This is a genomic window from Streptomyces sp. NPDC056480, from assembly GCF_042795405.1.
Lineage (GTDB): Bacteria > Actinomycetota > Actinomycetes > Streptomycetales > Streptomycetaceae > Streptomyces.
Genome location: NZ_JBHTSA010000003.1, coordinates 176,989 through 191,669, shown reverse-complemented (window position 1 = coordinate 191,669; position 14,681 = coordinate 176,989). Strand labels below are relative to the sequence as shown.

The window sequence follows — 14,681 nt, the reverse complement described above, 5'->3', positions numbered from 1 at the left end:
GATCGCAGGACGATCCGGCCGGCCCCCGCTCATCTGCTCAGGCTCTGTGCACCGCGACCTCGTAGAGCGAATAGCCCCACTGGGTCGCCCGCCGCTCGCCGTGGATCCGTACGTAACGGGCCGACGTCGACGGGAACTCCGCCGTGTCGTACCCGCCGTCACCGGCGTCCGTGGACCACACCGTCCGCCAGTCCGTGCCGTTCTCCGACACGTCGATCCGGTACTGACGCGCGTACGCGCGCTCCCAGTCCAGGGTGACCCGGCCCACCCTGCGGACGGCCCCGAGGTCCACGCCCAGCCACTGGTCGTCCGACCAGTCGCTGGCCCAGCGCGAGCCGGTGTCGCCGTCGAGCGCGCGGCCCGGCGCGTAGCTGACGAACGGGTTCCACTCCGAGGAGCTCGCCGAACCCGGCGCGCCCTTCGCGAGGTTGACCCCCGGCTCGTGGTTCTCGGTCGCCTTCCACGTGGTCAGGTACGACTCCGCGCCGGAGGCCAGCTCGTTCACGACGCCCTGGCCGCCACTGAGCCGGATCTGCTCGACCCAGTCCGGGACCAGGCCGTTGTGCGCCGCGCCGTCGGTGTTGAGGTCCCAGGTGCGTTCGCCCGTCACCTGACGGTCGATCACCGAGCCGCCGTCGAAGCTGCGGAAGGGGTACTTCACCGCGTTCGGGGCCCCGCTGCCGACCGGGCCCGGCCAGCCGCCGACACCGTTCATGTCGGTGCCGTACCCGAGACCGACCTTGTACTTGGCGCGCAGCTCGGCCTTCTGGGCGGCCTCCCCGATGAAGCCCTCGGCCCCGTGCATGTACTGGGCGACGAAACCGCCCAGCTTGTAGAGCCGCTCCGTCCAGTCCATGTCCATCCAGCTGTGGGTGGACAGGACGCCCGGGTACTCCTCGGACTCCAGGATGTCCAGGGCGCGCCCGGCGGCCTTGACGCTCATGTGGTCGAGTTCCAGCATCATGCCCCGGTCGATCATGCCCCGCAGGGCGTGCTCACCGAGCCGGGTCAGACCACGCGTGTTGCATTTCGCGTCGGAGGCGTACGAGGGGGTGCTCACGCCCGGCGGCAGCTTGGAGGCCATCACCGGGGCGGCCGCGAGCCCGATCGGGTTGTCGTGCTGCGGGCCCGCGCACTTCTCCGTCGCCCAGAAGGTGCCCGTCGACAGGAACTGGCCGATGTTGACCGCCGTACCGATGGTGCCGGAGTCGAAGCGGACACCGCAGAGCGCGTTGTCGAACTTGTGGCACAGGAACATGCTGCGGACGCCGAGCCCGTACAGCTCGTCGAGACCGCGGTCGATGTCCTCCTTGCTGCACTGTGCGACATCGAGGATCTGCTTGCAGCCGAAGGGCTCCGAGGTCTCGACGCCCAGGACGACCGCGAGCTTGCCCTGCTCGATCACCGAGCGCGCCTGCGCCGCGGACGTCACGATCCGGAACCAGCCCTTGCCGGGGCCGCCGTACATCCCGTCGACGTAGTCCTGGAGTTCGTACGTCTTCCGGGCCTGGAGGCGGATCGACGTCATCTCGTCGCAGCTCCGGTCACGGGGCAGGATCGAGCAGATGAGGCCGTTCGTCACCAGGTCGTTGACGAGGACGCGCTGCCCGCCGCGCCAGGCGCGCTCCACCCACGCGTAGTAGTTCTGCTGGTGCGTCAGGGAGTTGTGGGCGGGCCAGTCCTTGAACGAGGGCCAGCCGACCGGGTCGTGATGGCCGTCGGCCCCGCCGGTGATGTTCTCGAACAGCGCGCCCGAGCCGTCGGGGTAGTGCTCGGGACAGTCCTTGAGCGCCTCGGCGGCGCCCGCCGCGGAGAACGTCTGGCCGCAGATGAGCCGGCCGCCGAACCCCTCGTTGGACATCAGGTGGTTGTGCGCGTCGACGAAGCCGCGCACCTTGCCCTGCGCGTCCGTTCCCGTGAACGGCGTGCCCGTGACATTGATCTGCGAGTCGGCCGCGGGCCGGGACGTGGGCTCCCACCACGCACCGCCGGCGGCGGCGGGGACGGGACCGGAGCCGAAGAGGACGGCGGACAGGGCGAGGAACAGCGCGAGGAGGGCGGATCTGCCGCCGGTCCTGCGCGAAACGGGTCGAGTCATGGTCAGCGATGCCTCCGGACGGTGGGGGAGTACCGGGCGCCCCGAGGATCGCGGTGATGGAGGAGTGAGTCAATAGTCCGGGACAGATGACCTGTTGATGGGCGTGCGGCTTCCCCCGAGTGCACGGGCGGACCCTATTCGCCGATGAGCGAGACCAGTTGATCGGCCGTCAGATCGAGCAGGGTCGCCGCCGTCTTCTCGTCCCCGACGACCAGGAACTGGAGGGTGAGACCGTCGATCGCCGCCGCCAGGTACCGGGCGACCGTCTCCACCGGCACCCGCGGTTCGATGTCCCGCATCGCGCGGACCTGCTCGACGAGCGCGCCCGCCGACAGCACGTACTGCTCGTACTGGGCGCGCGCCAGATGCTCGAACCCCGGCTCCCGCAGGGCGTACTGGGTCAGGTCGTACGTCAGCATGTGCTCGCCCGGGCGGCTCGTGACGTGGTCCCAGTACGACTGGAGCGCGCCCCGTACGGTCTCGCGCAGGGTGGCACCCGGCTCGACCGCCGACATCACGCGCGCCACGTAGTCGCTGTTGATCGTCTCGATCGCGGCTTCGAGGAGGGCCTGCTTGGACTCGAAGCAGTAGTGGAAGACGCTCAGCGAGACACCCGCCTCCGCGCAGATCGACCGGGTGGTGGTCCGGGCGACCCCGTCCCTGGTCATCGCCCTGATCGCCGCGTCGACCAGCTGTCTGCGTCGTTCGGCCGACGGCATCCGCCCCATGGTTCCTCCTCGCGTCCGGCGCCAGGGTAACCGCAGGTCCCCGAGGCGCCTACGGAACGTCCACGGCGCCGGCCGGCGGCCACGCGCCCCGCTCCGCGAGCCGCAGCACCAGCGCCGCGATGTTCCAGGCGTCGTCCTCGCCCCGGTGGTGGCGCCCCTCCAGGGGCAGTCCCGCGATCTCCAGGGCGCGCGCCATGCCGGGGCGCTTGCGCAGGCCGTACGCCTCGGTGAACACGGCCTTGGCGTTGGTGTGGTGGCGGCCGAAGGGATACGGGGTGCCGGAGACCCGGCACTGGTGGGCGAACTGCTTGCGGTCGTAGTCGCCCCAGCTCGCCCAGGGGCGCAGCCCCGCCTCGTACGTGGTCGCCAGGAGCCGGCAGGCGGCGGCGAAGTCCAGACCGGTGTCGACCTCGGCCTGGGTGAGTCCGGTCAGTTCGGTGCAGAACGCGCTGACCTTCGATCGGGCCGGCCGCACCAGGATCCGGTGCCGGGAGACCCGTTCACCCGCGCCCGGGTCGACCACCGTCAGCCCTATCTCGATGATCTCGCTGACGGCGCCGGGCGGGCGTTCGCCCTCCCAGCAGGTCGCCTCGACGTCGACGATGTTGACCAATCCCCCGTGATCCATGGCGAGAAGCCTAATCGGTGCCCCTGCTAGGGTGCGCCGATGCCGTTGATCAGGGAGTTCCAAGTCACCTTCGACTGCGCGGATCCCGAGCGCGTCGCACGGTTCTGGTGCGAGGTGCTGGGGTACGTCGTACCGCCGCCGCCCAAGGGTTCCGGCACCTGGGAGGAGTACGGCCTCTCGCGGCCGGCCGAGGAGCGGGGGGCGTGGTTCGCGTGCACCGATCCCTCGGGTGCGGGCCCGCGGCTGTACTTCCAGCGCGTACCCGAGGGCAAGGCCGTCAAGAACCGGGTGCACCTCGACGTCCGGGTCGCCACCGGGCTCGTGGGCGAGGAGCGCCTGGCCGCGCTCGAGGCCGAGTGCACACGGCTCTTGGCGCTCGGCGCGGTACGCGAGCGCCTGCTGTACGACGGGCACGACGCCTGCATCGGGATGCGGGACGTCGAGGGCAACGAGTTCTGTCTCGACTGAGCGTGCGCCCCGTCGGCGAGCACCGTCGGCGGGGATTCAGTCCCGCTCCAGGTCCAGGACCCTCCGCAAGGCCGCCACCGCGTGCGCCCTGTGCTCGTCCAACCAGCGGACGGTGGCGTCCTCGTCGCCGTGCCGGACGGCGGAGATGACCGCGCGGTGCTCGCGGACGGCCTGCTTCCGGTGCGAGTCCTCGGTGTAGTAGAGCGAGCGGTACGCGTCGGTGGAGTCCCACAGGGTCGCGATCAGACGGACCAGACGCGGCATCCCCGACGCCTCGACGAGCGTGAAGTGGAAGCGCCGGTTCGCCGCCGCCATCGCCGGTACGTCGCCCGCGTCGGCCGCCTGCTCCACCTCGCGCTGGACGCGCTCCAGCGCGGCCACGACGCCGTCCGGCATCCGCCGCACGGCCATCCGTACGGCCTCCGACTCCAGGAGTTCACGGATCCGGTAGATCTCCTCCAGATCGGCGAGCGAGAGCTCGGCGACGAAGTAGCCCCGGTGGATGTGATGGACGACCAGACCCTCGGCCTCCAGGGCCTTCAGGGCCTCGCGCAGCGGCACCCGGCTCACCTCGAACCGGGCCGCGAGGGCATCCTGGCGGATCTGCCCGCCGGGCCTCAGCTCCCCGCTGGTGATGGCGCGCCGCAGTTCCTCCAGAACGAACTGCTGGGCGGTCTGCGGCCGCCGTTTCTGCACCGCGCTGCTCATCGCCTGTGACCTTCCGATCCCTCGTGCTGCCCACCGGACGCTCTCTCCACCGGCACCGACCATCTTCCTACGCGCGCGGGGTCACGGACCTTCCGCGGCGCTCTCCTCCGCCCGCCCCAGGGCGGCCAGCACGCTCCCGGTGTGCTCGCCGAGCCGCGGGGGAGCGGCGCGGTACGTCGGCGGGGTCGCGCCCAGCCGGACCGGATGGGCGACCTGGCCGGGACCGGCGGCGGACTCCGGGACCCGCGGGGCGAGCCCCAGACGGTCGGCGAGATCGAACGCGGCGGCCAGGTCGTTGATCGGCCCGCACGGCACTCCGGCCGCGGTGAGCTCCCCGAACCAGCCGTCGGCGGTACGGGTCCCCAACGGCCCGGAGAGCGCCGCCACCAGCTCGTCCCGGTGGGCGACCCGGGCCGTGTTGGTCGCGAAGCGCGGATCCTCGGCGAGTCCGGGCAGGCCGAGCCGCTCGCACAGGACGCGGAACTGCCGGTCGTTGCCCACGGCCAGGACCAGCGGCCGGTCCCGCGCCTCGAACACCTCGTACGGAGCGATGCTCGGGTGCCGGTTGCCCATCGCACGCGGCACGACCCCCGCCCCGAGGTGGGCGGCCGCCTGGTTGGTGAGCGCCGAGAGGAGGGAGGAGAGCAGCGAGACCTCGACCCGCTGGCCCTCGCCGGTGCGCTCGCGGTGGCGGAGGGCGGCGAGGACGCCCATGCCCGCGTGCAGCCCGGTGATCACGTCGACCAGGGCGACCCCGGCCTTCGTCCCCTGCCCGTCCGGTTCGCCCGTCACGCTCATGAGACCGCCCATGGCCTGGACGAGCAGGTCGTAGCCGGGCAGCCGGGCGCCCTCGTCGGTGCCGAAGCCGGTCACCGAGCAGTAGACGAGACCGGGGTTGGCCGCCCGCACGTCCTCGTACCCGAGGCCCAGCTTCTCCATCGTGCCGGGGCGGAAGTTCTCCACCAGGACGTCCGCGCGGTCCACGATCGCGCGCGCCGCCGCCAGGCCGTCGGGGTCGGTGAGGTCGAGGGCGACCGAGCGCTTGTTGCGGTTCACCCCGAGGAAGTAGGTGGCCTCGCCGCCGGCGAACGGCGGCCCCCACGCGCGCGTGTCGTCGCCGGACCCCGGCCGCTCGATCTTGATCACGTCCGCGCCCAGGTCGGCGAGGAGCATCGTCATGTACGGCCCCGCCAGGACCCGGCCGAAGTCGGCGACGACGATCCCGGACAGGGCACCGGCCGCCGTCGGCCCCGGTGCGCCCGGCTGGTCTGCGCGCATTCCGCTCTCCCTCGCTGGCGATCGGATCCCTCCGGACCGTACGGCCGGGATATGGGATTTTCAATACTGGATCCAATATCCGGTCTGGGGCTACGCTTCGCCTCGCCGAGTCGCCACAGCCGCCAGGAGGCCGTCCGTGAAGTCGTCGCAGTCGCCATCGTCGTCGCAGTCCAGCTCCGCCCCCGTCCACCCCTTCGACCTGCTCGCCATCGACGGACTGCTGACCGACGAGGAGCGCGAGATCCGCCGGACCGTGCGCGCCGTCGCCGACCGCGAGCTGCGCCCGCACGTCGCCGGCTGGTTCGAGAAGGGCGAGATCCCGGCCCGCGAACTCGCCCGCACCCTCGGCGGCATCGGCGTGCTCGGCATGCACCTGGAGGGCTACGGCTGCGCGGGCACCGACGCCGTCGCGTACGGCCTCGCCTGTCTGGAGCTCGAGGCCGTCGACTCGGGACTGCGCTCGCTCGTCTCCGTGCAGGGCTCGCTCGCGATGTACGCCATCTGGAAGTACGGCTCCGAGGAGCAGAAGCAGCAGTGGCTGCCGAAGATGGCGGCGGGGGAGTACATCGGCTGCTTCGGCCTCACCGAGCCCGACGCCGGCTCCGACCCGGGCGCCATGCGGACCAACGCCAAGCGCGACGGCTCCGACTGGATCCTCAACGGTACGAAGATGTGGATCACCAACGGCTCGGTGGCCGACGTCGCCGTCGTCTGGGCCCGCACCGAGGACGGTGTACGGGGCTTCCTCGTGCCGGCCGGCACCCCCGGGTTCAGCGCCCCGGAGATCAAGATGAAGCTGTCGCTGCGCGCGAGCGTCACCAGCGAACTGGTCATGGAGGACGTCCGCCTCCCGGCCGACGCCGTGCTGCCGGAGGCCCGGGGCCTGTCCGGGCCGCTCGGCTGCCTCAACGAGGCCCGCTTCGGCATCGTCTTCGGCGCCCTCGGCGCCGCCCGCGACTGCCTGGAGACGGCGATCTCGTACGCCCGCGACCGGACCGTCTTCGCCCGCTCCCTCGCCTCGTACCAGCTGACGCAGCAGAAGCTCGCCGACATGTCCGTCGAACTCGGCAAGGGCATGCTGCTCGCCCTCCACCTGGGGCGGCTCAAGGACGCGGGCGCGCTCACCCCGGAGCAGGTCAGCGTGGGCAAGCTGAACAACGTCCGCGAGGCCATCGCCATCGCCCGCGAGTGCCGCACGATCCTGGGCGCCAACGGCATCACCCTGGAGTACCCGGTGCTGCGCCACGCCAACAACCTGGAGTCGGTGCTCACCTACGAGGGCACGAGCGAGGTCCACTCCCTGGTCATCGGCAAGGCGCTCACCGGAGAACAGGCCTTCCGCTGAGCCCTGCGGGAAGGCCGGTCCGACATGGGCCGGCCCGACGCCGGCTCAGCCCGACGTCACCCGGTCGACGAAGGCGTCCAGGTTGCCCGTCAGGCGGGCGACCTGTTCGTCGAGCGTGAGGGACTCCTCCTGGCGCCGCCCGCGCAGCTTCGGCTGCCGCCTGCCCCGCACGTACAGGGAACAGGCGAGGTCGGCGCAGAGGTACATCCCGACGGTGTTCCCCTCGCGGCCCCGGGGCCCGGCGAGGGGCGCCACCAGGAGCGTGACGCCCGAGGACGCGTGCCCGGTCAGACACACCTGGCACATGCTCGACTTCATGGCGCTGGTCCGCCCGGCGGCCGGGACCCGCAGGCTCACGCCGACCGGGCCGTCCGCGCGCGGGACGACCAGGTGGGCGCGGAGCGGCGCACCGGGGTCGATCCAGCCGAGGAAGTCCAGGTCCTCCCAGGGGAGTTCCGCGAAGTCGAGCGGCAGCTTGAGGCGTGCCGCCTCGCCCTTGGTGCAGTTCACGAAGGACGAGCGGATCTGTTTGTCGGTCAATGGTTCCACTCGGTGGACCGTACACGGACCCCGGTCGGAGGGCATCCGAATAAGCCCCCGCGGCGAGGAGCGCCTCAGGCCACCCAGTCCGGCAGCGCCGGGTCGGCGAAGCGCCCAGGAGCCCCGTCGAGGGCCGCGGCGAGCCGCTCCGCCGCCGGCTCGTAGACGTCCTCGGGCAGGGTGAACGGAAGGCGCAGCCGGTGCTCGTGCGTGCCGGGGTCCACACCGAACCGGGCGCCGCCCTCGACCCGTACCCCGTGCCGCAGAGCGCGGGCCGCGAGGGCGGAGGCACCCGGTCGGCCCAGGTCGATCCACAGGCACATCCCGCCGGGCGGCACCGTCCACCGCCACTCCGGCACATGGCGGGCCAGGGCCGAGGCCAGCGCGTCCCTGCGCAGCCGCAGCTCCGACAGGCGCCGCGGCAGGATCGCGTCGAGCCGGTCCATCAGGGCGACGGCCACCAACTGGTCCAGCACGGAACCGGACAGGTCCGCGGTGATCCGCACCCGGGCGAGTTCGGTCACGACCCGCGACGTGGCCCGCACCCAGCCGACCCGGAGACCGCCCCAGCAGCTCTTGCTCAGCGAGCCCACGGAGACGATCTGCTCGCTGTCACCGCCCGCGGTCGCCGCCGCGAACGGCGGCGGCGCGGGCACGTCGAGCGCGATGTCCGTCAGCGTCTCGTCCACCACCAGCCAGGTCCCGGTGGCCCGCGCCGACCGGGCCAGGTCGCGCCGCTGCTCCTGCGGCATCAGGTGCCCGGTCGGGTTGTGGAAGTCGGGGATCAGATAGGCGAGCCGCGGCGCGGTCTGCCGGAGCGCGGCGTCGACGAGCCCGGTGTCCCAGCCGGTCTCGGTGACCGGCACCGGGGTGATGCGGAGCAGGCGGCCCCGCATCGCGTCGAGGGCGTTGGTGTACGAGGGGTTCTCGGCGAGCACCCGGTCGCCGGACCGCCCGAGCAGCGTCAGCACCAGGGAAAGGGCCTGCTGCGCACCCGTGGTGACGAGGATCTGCTCCGGGAGCGTCGGCAGACCGCGGGCGGTGTAGCGCGCGGCGACGGCGGCACGCAGCGAGGGAAGCCCGTACGGGTGGTAGCCCTGCGTGGCGGCGTAGCGGGGGAGCTCGGCGGCGGCCGAGGCCAGCGCGGCGGAGAGTTCCTCGGCGGGGGCCTCCGGCGAGGCCAGGGCGAGGTCGATGGTCGCCCCGGTGTCGTCGTGGAAGGCCCCGAGCGCCGTCGGGGCCTGGCCCTCCGGAAGCGCCGTCCAGGTGCCCGCGCCCCGTCGGCTGTGCGCGTACCCGCTCTCCCGGAGGAGGTCGTACGCCCCCGTGACCGTCGTCCGGCTCACCGCGAGCACCGTGGCGAGCTCACGCTCGGCGGGCAGCCGCAGCCGCAGGGCCACCCGGCCGTCGAGCAGGGCCTCCCGGACGGCCCGCGCGAGCTCCCGGTAGCCGAACCGGCCCTCCGGGGGCGGGGTGAGGAGCGAGGCCAGCTGACGGCCCGTGAGGGTCCGGTCCGCTGTATGGACGACGCGTGCCACTGCCATGCCAATCACTCCTCATTGGCTCTGCTGTCCGGGCCAATAAGGTTACAGACTCCTTTCCAGTGGCCTGGTGGCCAACTTTCACCGGGGAAAGGGGACGACCGATGTCCGGACACTTCACCGACCGTGACGAGCGGATGTGGCAGCAGCGTGCGGAGGAGCGGGCGGTGCGGCCCCTGGGGATCGGGGCGCGGCTGCGGAGCCTGCGGAACCGGGGGATCCCGCGGGCGTCGCGGGCTTCGCGGGCCTTGCGCACGGAGATGAAGGCGCCCCCCGTGCCCACCCGTCCTCGCCCCGTGGAGCAGCCGTGAGCGGCACCGGCCGGATCGTCGCCGGCCCGACCGCCTAACTCTCCGTGACCGGCGCGGGCTCGGGGCCCGACGCCGACTCCGACGCCGACGCGTCGGCCGACGGCGACGTGTCGTCCTGCGGGGTCGTGTCGTCCGAGGGCGTGGTGTCGGACGGGGGCACATCGGTGGACGGGGACGTGTCCGGGGGTGAGGTCGGCGGCGAGGACGTCGACTCCGAGGGGGTGAGCGTCGAGGGGCACGGCGAGGGTGTCACGCCGTCGCTCGGCGTCGGGGTCTCGTCGCCCGTCACCGTCACGCACGGCACCGGCGTCGAAGGGGAGACGGACGGGGACGTCGACGTCGAGGTGGACGGGGACGCCGAGGTCGACGGGGACCTGGTGGGCGGCGGGGGCGGCGGCGGGGTCGGCTTGTCGTTCTTGCCGTGGTCCCCTTGCTGCCGTGCGAACCAGCTGTCGTCCTCCGGGTCGTACACCACGAAGATGTTGACGACCGTGACCGACGGCGCCACCACGACCACCTGGCTGGAGTTGTAGCCCTGCCACGGCGTGCCCGTCGTCTTCGGGGACTTCTGGGCCACCGGCGGGGTCAGCGGGTTGCCGCAGGCGCAGCGCACCCGGGGCACCCCGCGGTCGTCGACCAGGACCGCCGTTCCGGCCTGGAGCACCGACTGGTACGTGGTGGCGGCGCCGTTCTTGTAGCCGTGGTTCGTCACCCGGGTGTCGGCCCGGAGCTGAAGCGGGGTCAGGGAGCGCAGATAGCCGGGCACCTGGTTCGCCTGGATGCCCAGGGTGGAGGCGAAGGCGGTGTTCTTCGCGGGCTCGGCGGAGAGATAGCGGACCTGCTGCTCCACGTCGCAGCTGGCCACCGACTGCGTCCCGCCGTAGAGGCCGGGTGTCGAGCCCGACACCTCGGGGGTGGCCGAGGAGGTACGGGGAGGCAGCGAGGCCGGCGAGGCGGAGGCCGTCCCGGTGCGGGCCGTCGACTTGGTGAACGGGTCGGGACCGGACGCGGCCGCGTTCTGGAGGAACACCTCGCCGCCACCGGAGCCCGCCGTGTCGTTCTTGTCGTCGGGGCTGTTGGTGAGGACCACGGCCAGGGCGGCGGCCGCGACCGCGACAGCCGTGATGGAGGCGACCTTCGGGACGGAACGCCACCAGGGGCCCTTGCCGCGGCCGCCGTCGCCGGGGGTGCCGGGGGTGCCGGGGGTGCCGGGGGTGCCGTCACCGGAACCGCCGGTGCCGCCCGGACCGCCGGCACCCCCTGAACCGTCACCGCCGCCACCGCCGGAGGAACCGCCACCGCCGGAGGAACGGCCGCCGCCCGAACCGCCGCCGCCCGCGCCGCTGTGGGGCGGTCCGTGGGGCGGTGGTGGGGGTCCGGCGGATCCAGGGCGTGCGCCAGGGCCCGAGAGAGGGCCCGAGGGGGGACCTGCGGGAGGAACCGACGGAGGGCCGGACGGCGGGTGGGAAGTCACGTTTTTCCCTTTCTTCCGTTCCGGGCCCATTGTGTGCGCCGAACGGTGGGTACCCGCAAGCGGAGACTCCCGAGTGGCAGAGCCCGGCCAGGAGCGGCCGCGCACGAGCGGCCGACCGGCGGGGCCGTACCCGTGCGGTCCCGTCCACAAGCGGCCGACCGGCACCGGTACTAGCGTGGGCAGGGTGAGCAGTCGGCTCCCCACCTCCACGCGGCCCGCCGCGACCACCACCGGGCTTCTCGCCCGCGTCGGCCTGCAGTCCCTGGCCGCGGTGGTCGCCGGGTTCGTCGCGATGGGCATCGTCGCGGGTCTCGGCCTCTGGGCGGCGGGCGCGGGCGATCTGCCCGGCGGCTTCACCGCCGTCCTGGCCGCCGTCGTCGTCATGGCCGCGGGCGGCAAGGTCGAACTCTCCGGCGACGCCGGCGGCCTCGCCGGAACCCAGGCCGAACTGACCGCCATGCCGCTGACCGTCACCCTGGTGGGCGCACTGGTCACCGGCTACTGCTTCCTGCGGCCCCTGAGGCACCACGCGGTGGCCGAATCACGCGAGCTCCTGCTCCGCGTCGTGAGCACGGTCGTCCTCTGGCTCGTGGCCCTGGCGGGCGTCTCCGCCGTCGCCCGGCACGACTTCCCCCTCACCATCGGCGGCGGGAACGAGCAGGACGCCGTGATGGACATCTTCGGCGAGCTGCTCGACGCCGTGAACCCCACCGTCGGCTTCCGCACCGACGTCGGACCGACCCTCTTCTACGGGCTGCTATGGATCCTCGGCGTGCTCGTCGTCGCGCTCCTCGTCTCCCGCAGAACCCCGCTGCCGCCCCGGTTCGTCCGCTACCACGAACCCGTACGGCCGGCGGCGTACGCGATGCTCCTGCTGCTCCTCGCGTACGTGGTCGTGGGCCTGGTCATCGGCGTGGTGGTCGCGGCGACCAAGGGCCACGCCGCCGAGACCCTCGCCGTCCTCCTGCTCGGCCTGCCCAACGTCACCTGGCTGGCGCTCGGCGTGGGCATCGGAGGCTCCTGGGAGGGCAGGGTCGACGGCCCGTTCGGCCTGCCGATGCCGCAGATCCTCGACGCCGTCCTGCGCCAGGGCGACGGCACGGGCGACAGCACGGACCTCTCGACGATCGACCTGGGCACCCTCGCGGCGGAGGACGCCCGGGCGTGGTGGCTGCTCCCGGTGGCGGCCGTCCTGGTCCTCGCGGCGGCCTTCGTGGCCGCGGTCCGCTCCCCGGCGCGGATCAGGCTCTGGCAGCACGCCCTGCACCTGGGAATCGCCTTCGCGCTGACGATGCTGGTCGCGGCCCCCCTGACTCTGGTGGAGGCGCGCCTCGGCCTCTCGGTCCTCGGCATCGGCGAACTGGACTCCCTGGGCGGCGAGGTGATCCTGCGCCCCCACGTCTGGAGGACGGTCGGCTTCGCCCTCCTCTGGGGCCTGTTCTTCGGCTTCCTGGGCGGCCTGCTCGCCACCCGCGTCCGCCGCCGGGGCGAGACCGGGAGCAGGACCGGGGCTCCGCCGCCAAGGCCGCGGAAGTAGGACGGGCCGAGTACGTCGGCGCCGGGGACGACCGAGAAGACCGTGACGGGCCGGAACCCTTCGCGGCAGGGCCCGCGGCCAGTACCGTGAGGAAGAGCCCGGTCCTGTGCCTCCCCCGTGCACGGGACCGGGTGCTCCGCCGGGTGCTTACGCGGCGCCCTCGGTGAAGTCCTCCCCGAAGCCCTCTTCCAGGCCCTCGTCGGGCATCATGGCGCCGAAGAAGCCGCCCATGAGCTCCTCCAGGTTCATCTCGGTGGCACCGGCCGGGGCCACCGTCTTGGTGCCGCCGCTCATCTTCAGGGCCAGACCGAACTTCTTGACCTTCGCGTTCTCCGCCAGCTCGGCGAGGTCGACGTACACCTCGGTCAGCTCGCCGTTCTTGAGGGTGAAGTCGGCCGACACCTTGGTGTCGGGAGTGTCCTTCAGGTCCTTGTCGGAAGGCAGGTCCATGCCGGGCGGCAGGTCCTTGGTCAGCGGACGCAGCTCGCCGATCAGCTTCGTGAGCAGGGTGCGGAGAGGCGCCGTGGCGGTGATGTGCTCGGTGCCGTCCTGGCCGCCGGCCGTCTTGAAGTCGACCTCACGGGCGATGACCTCGCGGAGGGCCTCCACGAGCTTCTTCTGGGTCTTGGGGTCCAGAGAGGCCTCCGGAGACGGCGTGGCGCCGGCCTCCTCGCCCATGCCCTTGGCCATGTCCTGGCCGGCCTTCTCCATCTCCTTGGTGTTGAGCTTGATCCACTCGCCGTCCAGCACCTTCTTGAGGCCCTTCGCCTCCGGAGGGAGCTGGTCGGCCGGCGGCATGGGCGCGCCCATCGCCTTGCCGAGGGCCTCGACGTCGGACCGGACGTACGTGTAGTCGCCGACGACCCGGTAGTCGAGGAGGTCACCGCCCGAGGTGCTGACCTTCATGGCCATACCGACGAAGTCCTTCTCCTCGGACTCGTCGATCGCCTTCTTCGACTCCACGGTGACGCTGATCTTCGCACCGCTGATCAGCTCCGTGGCCTCGTCGGGGATCTCCTCGCCGGGCGCCGGGTCCGACTCGGCGTCCAACAGCTTGAGGGTCTTCGCGTCGACGTCCAGGTCCAGCTCGAAGGAGATCGACTTCTCCTTGCCCAGCTTCTCGAAGGCCTGGTCCAGCTTCTTCCCGGCGGAGAGCTGCTCCACCGTGCCACAGGCGGCCGAACCCGCCAGGACGGCGCCGACGACTGCGGTGGCGGTGAGGGTCTTGCGTATGGCGGTGATGATGGTCTCCTCGTAGGCTCGATCACCGGCGTGATCGAACAGGAGACCTATGACGGCGCCGAATGGTTGCCCTGTTCTCCGTGTTTCCCGCGTCACCGTTTCCTGCGTCACCGTTTCCCGCGTCATCACGTGGAGGTCGACGAGCGACGTGCACCGGCGGTGTCGGCGTGGGTGCCGGCGAAGCCGGTCCGCTCCTCGCGCCGGCCGAACCGGTGCGAGGAGCGGAGGCGCCACGGTCGCGTCACGCGACGGCGGTTCCCTCGAGTTCGACCAGCTGGCCGGGGATCGCCAGGCGCGTCACCCCGAGCATCGTGGTGGTCGGCGCCACCCCGGCGGCGCCCAACCGGCCCGCCAGCTCGCCGTAGTGCTGGAAGAGCAGGTCGACGTCGGTCGTGTAGACGTTGAGCCGCACGAGGTTCGCGAGGGACATGCCGGCCTCACCGAGTACGGCCTCGACGTTGTCGATGCTCAGCGCCAACTGCCCCGCCATGTCCCCCTCGTGCTGCGGCTTGCCCTCGTCGCTCATCGCCGTCTGGCCCGAGACGTACAGGGTCCGCGTGTGCCCGGAGACGAGCTCACCCTGGTTGAACCCCATCTCCACCGACCACGTCACCGGGTTGACCGCGGTTCGCTCCATCGCCACATCAGCTCCATTCGATTCGTTCGACCCATGGCGATCCATGGGGAGTGCGTACGTCCATCGCCGTGGCGGCCGCCTGCTCCGATGTCGTGTTGACGAGCCTCCCAACGAATCACGACACCCTTGGTCATGTATTCCGTTAG

The 14,681-nt window shown here is 72.1% G+C and carries 13 protein-coding genes; 3 read left to right on the top strand and 10 right to left on the bottom strand.

Annotated elements, in window-relative coordinates:
• Window positions 1-37: 37 nt before the first annotated feature.
• The 3 genes from ACFQ79_RS03220 to ACFQ79_RS03210 all read right to left on the bottom strand — a co-directional run bounded on the left by ACFQ79_RS03220 (window position 38) and on the right by ACFQ79_RS03210 (window position 3,454).
• Window positions 38-2,098, bottom strand: coding sequence for a discoidin domain-containing protein (locus tag ACFQ79_RS03220; protein ID WP_383579097.1), 2,061 nt, complete (start codon window positions 2,096-2,098; stop codon window positions 38-40).
• A 134-nt stretch (window positions 2,099-2,232) separates the two neighbouring features.
• Window positions 2,233-2,826, bottom strand: a complete 594-nt coding sequence (locus ACFQ79_RS03215; protein WP_383579096.1) for a TetR/AcrR family transcriptional regulator — start codon at window positions 2,824-2,826, stop codon at window positions 2,233-2,235.
• Window positions 2,827-2,875: 49 nt separating this feature from the next.
• Window positions 2,876-3,454 (bottom strand): exonuclease domain-containing protein, encoded by a 579-nt coding sequence (locus ACFQ79_RS03210; protein WP_383579095.1) that lies wholly within the window; start codon window positions 3,452-3,454, stop codon window positions 2,876-2,878.
• Between the two features lie 39 nt (window positions 3,455-3,493).
• Here ACFQ79_RS03210 and ACFQ79_RS03205 point away from each other — a divergent pair, with 39 nt between their 5' ends.
• Window positions 3,494-3,922, top strand: coding sequence for a VOC family protein (locus tag ACFQ79_RS03205; RefSeq protein ID WP_383579094.1), 429 nt, complete (start codon window positions 3,494-3,496; stop codon window positions 3,920-3,922).
• Window positions 3,923-3,958: 36 nt separating this feature from the next.
• On the opposite strand, the gene ACFQ79_RS03200 is transcribed toward ACFQ79_RS03205, so the two are convergent.
• Both ACFQ79_RS03200 and ACFQ79_RS03195 read right to left on the bottom strand, forming a co-directional pair.
• Window positions 3,959-4,630 carry a GntR family transcriptional regulator gene (locus ACFQ79_RS03200; RefSeq protein WP_383579093.1) on the bottom strand — a complete coding sequence of 224 codons (672 nt, stop codon included), beginning with the start codon at window positions 4,628-4,630 and terminating at the stop codon, window positions 3,959-3,961.
• An 81-nt stretch (window positions 4,631-4,711) separates the two neighbouring features.
• Entirely contained in the window at window positions 4,712-5,908 is a 1,197-nt protein-coding gene (locus tag ACFQ79_RS03195) for a CaiB/BaiF CoA transferase family protein (RefSeq protein ID WP_383579092.1), read from the bottom strand.
• Window positions 5,909-6,044: 136 nt separating this feature from the next.
• Here ACFQ79_RS03195 and ACFQ79_RS03190 point away from each other — a divergent pair, with 136 nt between their 5' ends.
• Entirely contained in the window at window positions 6,045-7,253 is a 1,209-nt protein-coding gene (locus ACFQ79_RS03190; RefSeq protein ID WP_383579091.1) for an acyl-CoA dehydrogenase family protein, read from the top strand.
• Window positions 7,254-7,298: 45 nt separating this feature from the next.
• On the opposite strand, the gene ACFQ79_RS03185 is transcribed toward ACFQ79_RS03190, so the two are convergent.
• The 3 genes from ACFQ79_RS03185 to ACFQ79_RS03175 form a co-directional block, all read right to left on the bottom strand.
• A complete protein-coding gene (locus ACFQ79_RS03185) occupies window positions 7,299-7,802 on the bottom strand; it encodes an FBP domain-containing protein (protein ID WP_383579090.1) in 504 nt (167 codons plus the stop codon).
• Window positions 7,803-7,867: 65 nt separating this feature from the next.
• Window positions 7,868-9,337: a PLP-dependent aminotransferase family protein gene (locus ACFQ79_RS03180; RefSeq protein ID WP_383579089.1), complete on the bottom strand. Its 1,470-nt coding sequence runs from the start codon at window positions 9,335-9,337 to the stop codon at window positions 7,868-7,870.
• 342 nt (window positions 9,338-9,679) lie between these two features.
• The gene (locus ACFQ79_RS03175) at window positions 9,680-11,119 is read right to left on the bottom strand and encodes a DUF6777 domain-containing protein (protein ID WP_383579088.1); all 1,440 of its coding nucleotides are present in this window, start codon (window positions 11,117-11,119) and stop codon (window positions 9,680-9,682) included.
• Between the two features lie 175 nt (window positions 11,120-11,294).
• On the opposite strand from ACFQ79_RS03175, the gene ACFQ79_RS03170 reads away from it, so the two are divergent.
• Complete coding sequence (locus ACFQ79_RS03170; protein WP_383579087.1) at window positions 11,295-12,656, top strand: streptophobe family protein; 1,362 nt, start codon at window positions 11,295-11,297, stop codon at window positions 12,654-12,656.
• Between the two features lie 147 nt (window positions 12,657-12,803).
• Here ACFQ79_RS03170 and ACFQ79_RS03165 read toward each other — a convergent pair whose 3' ends face one another.
• Entirely contained in the window at window positions 12,804-13,994 is a 1,191-nt protein-coding gene (locus ACFQ79_RS03165) for a hypothetical protein (RefSeq protein ID WP_383579086.1), read from the bottom strand.
• 145 nt (window positions 13,995-14,139) lie between these two features.
• Entirely contained in the window at window positions 14,140-14,535 is a 396-nt protein-coding gene (locus ACFQ79_RS03160; RefSeq protein ID WP_383579085.1) for a RidA family protein, read from the bottom strand.
• Window positions 14,536-14,681: the final 146 nt, after the last annotated feature.

Bases quoted from the DNA above. Each gene is read 5' to 3' on its own strand.
- ACFQ79_RS03220 (WP_383579097.1), bottom strand. From the start codon at position 2,098: ATGACTCGACCCGTTTCGCGCAGGACCGGCGGCAGATCCGCCCTCCTC.
- ACFQ79_RS03215 (WP_383579096.1), bottom strand. From the start codon at position 2,826: ATGGGGCGGATGCCGTCGGCCGAACGACGCAGACAGCTGGTCGACGCG.
- ACFQ79_RS03210 (WP_383579095.1), bottom strand. From the start codon at position 3,454: ATGGATCACGGGGGATTGGTCAACATCGTCGACGTCGAGGCGACCTGC.
- ACFQ79_RS03205 (WP_383579094.1), top strand. From the start codon at position 3,494: ATGCCGTTGATCAGGGAGTTCCAAGTCACCTTCGACTGCGCGGATCCC.
- ACFQ79_RS03200 (WP_383579093.1), bottom strand. From the start codon at position 4,630: ATGAGCAGCGCGGTGCAGAAACGGCGGCCGCAGACCGCCCAGCAGTTC.
- ACFQ79_RS03195 (WP_383579092.1), bottom strand. From the start codon at position 5,908: ATGCGCGCAGACCAGCCGGGCGCACCGGGGCCGACGGCGGCCGGTGCC.
- ACFQ79_RS03180 (WP_383579089.1), bottom strand. From the start codon at position 9,337: ATGGCAGTGGCACGCGTCGTCCATACAGCGGACCGGACCCTCACGGGC.
- ACFQ79_RS03160 (WP_383579085.1), bottom strand. From the start codon at position 14,535: ATGGAGCGAACCGCGGTCAACCCGGTGACGTGGTCGGTGGAGATGGGG.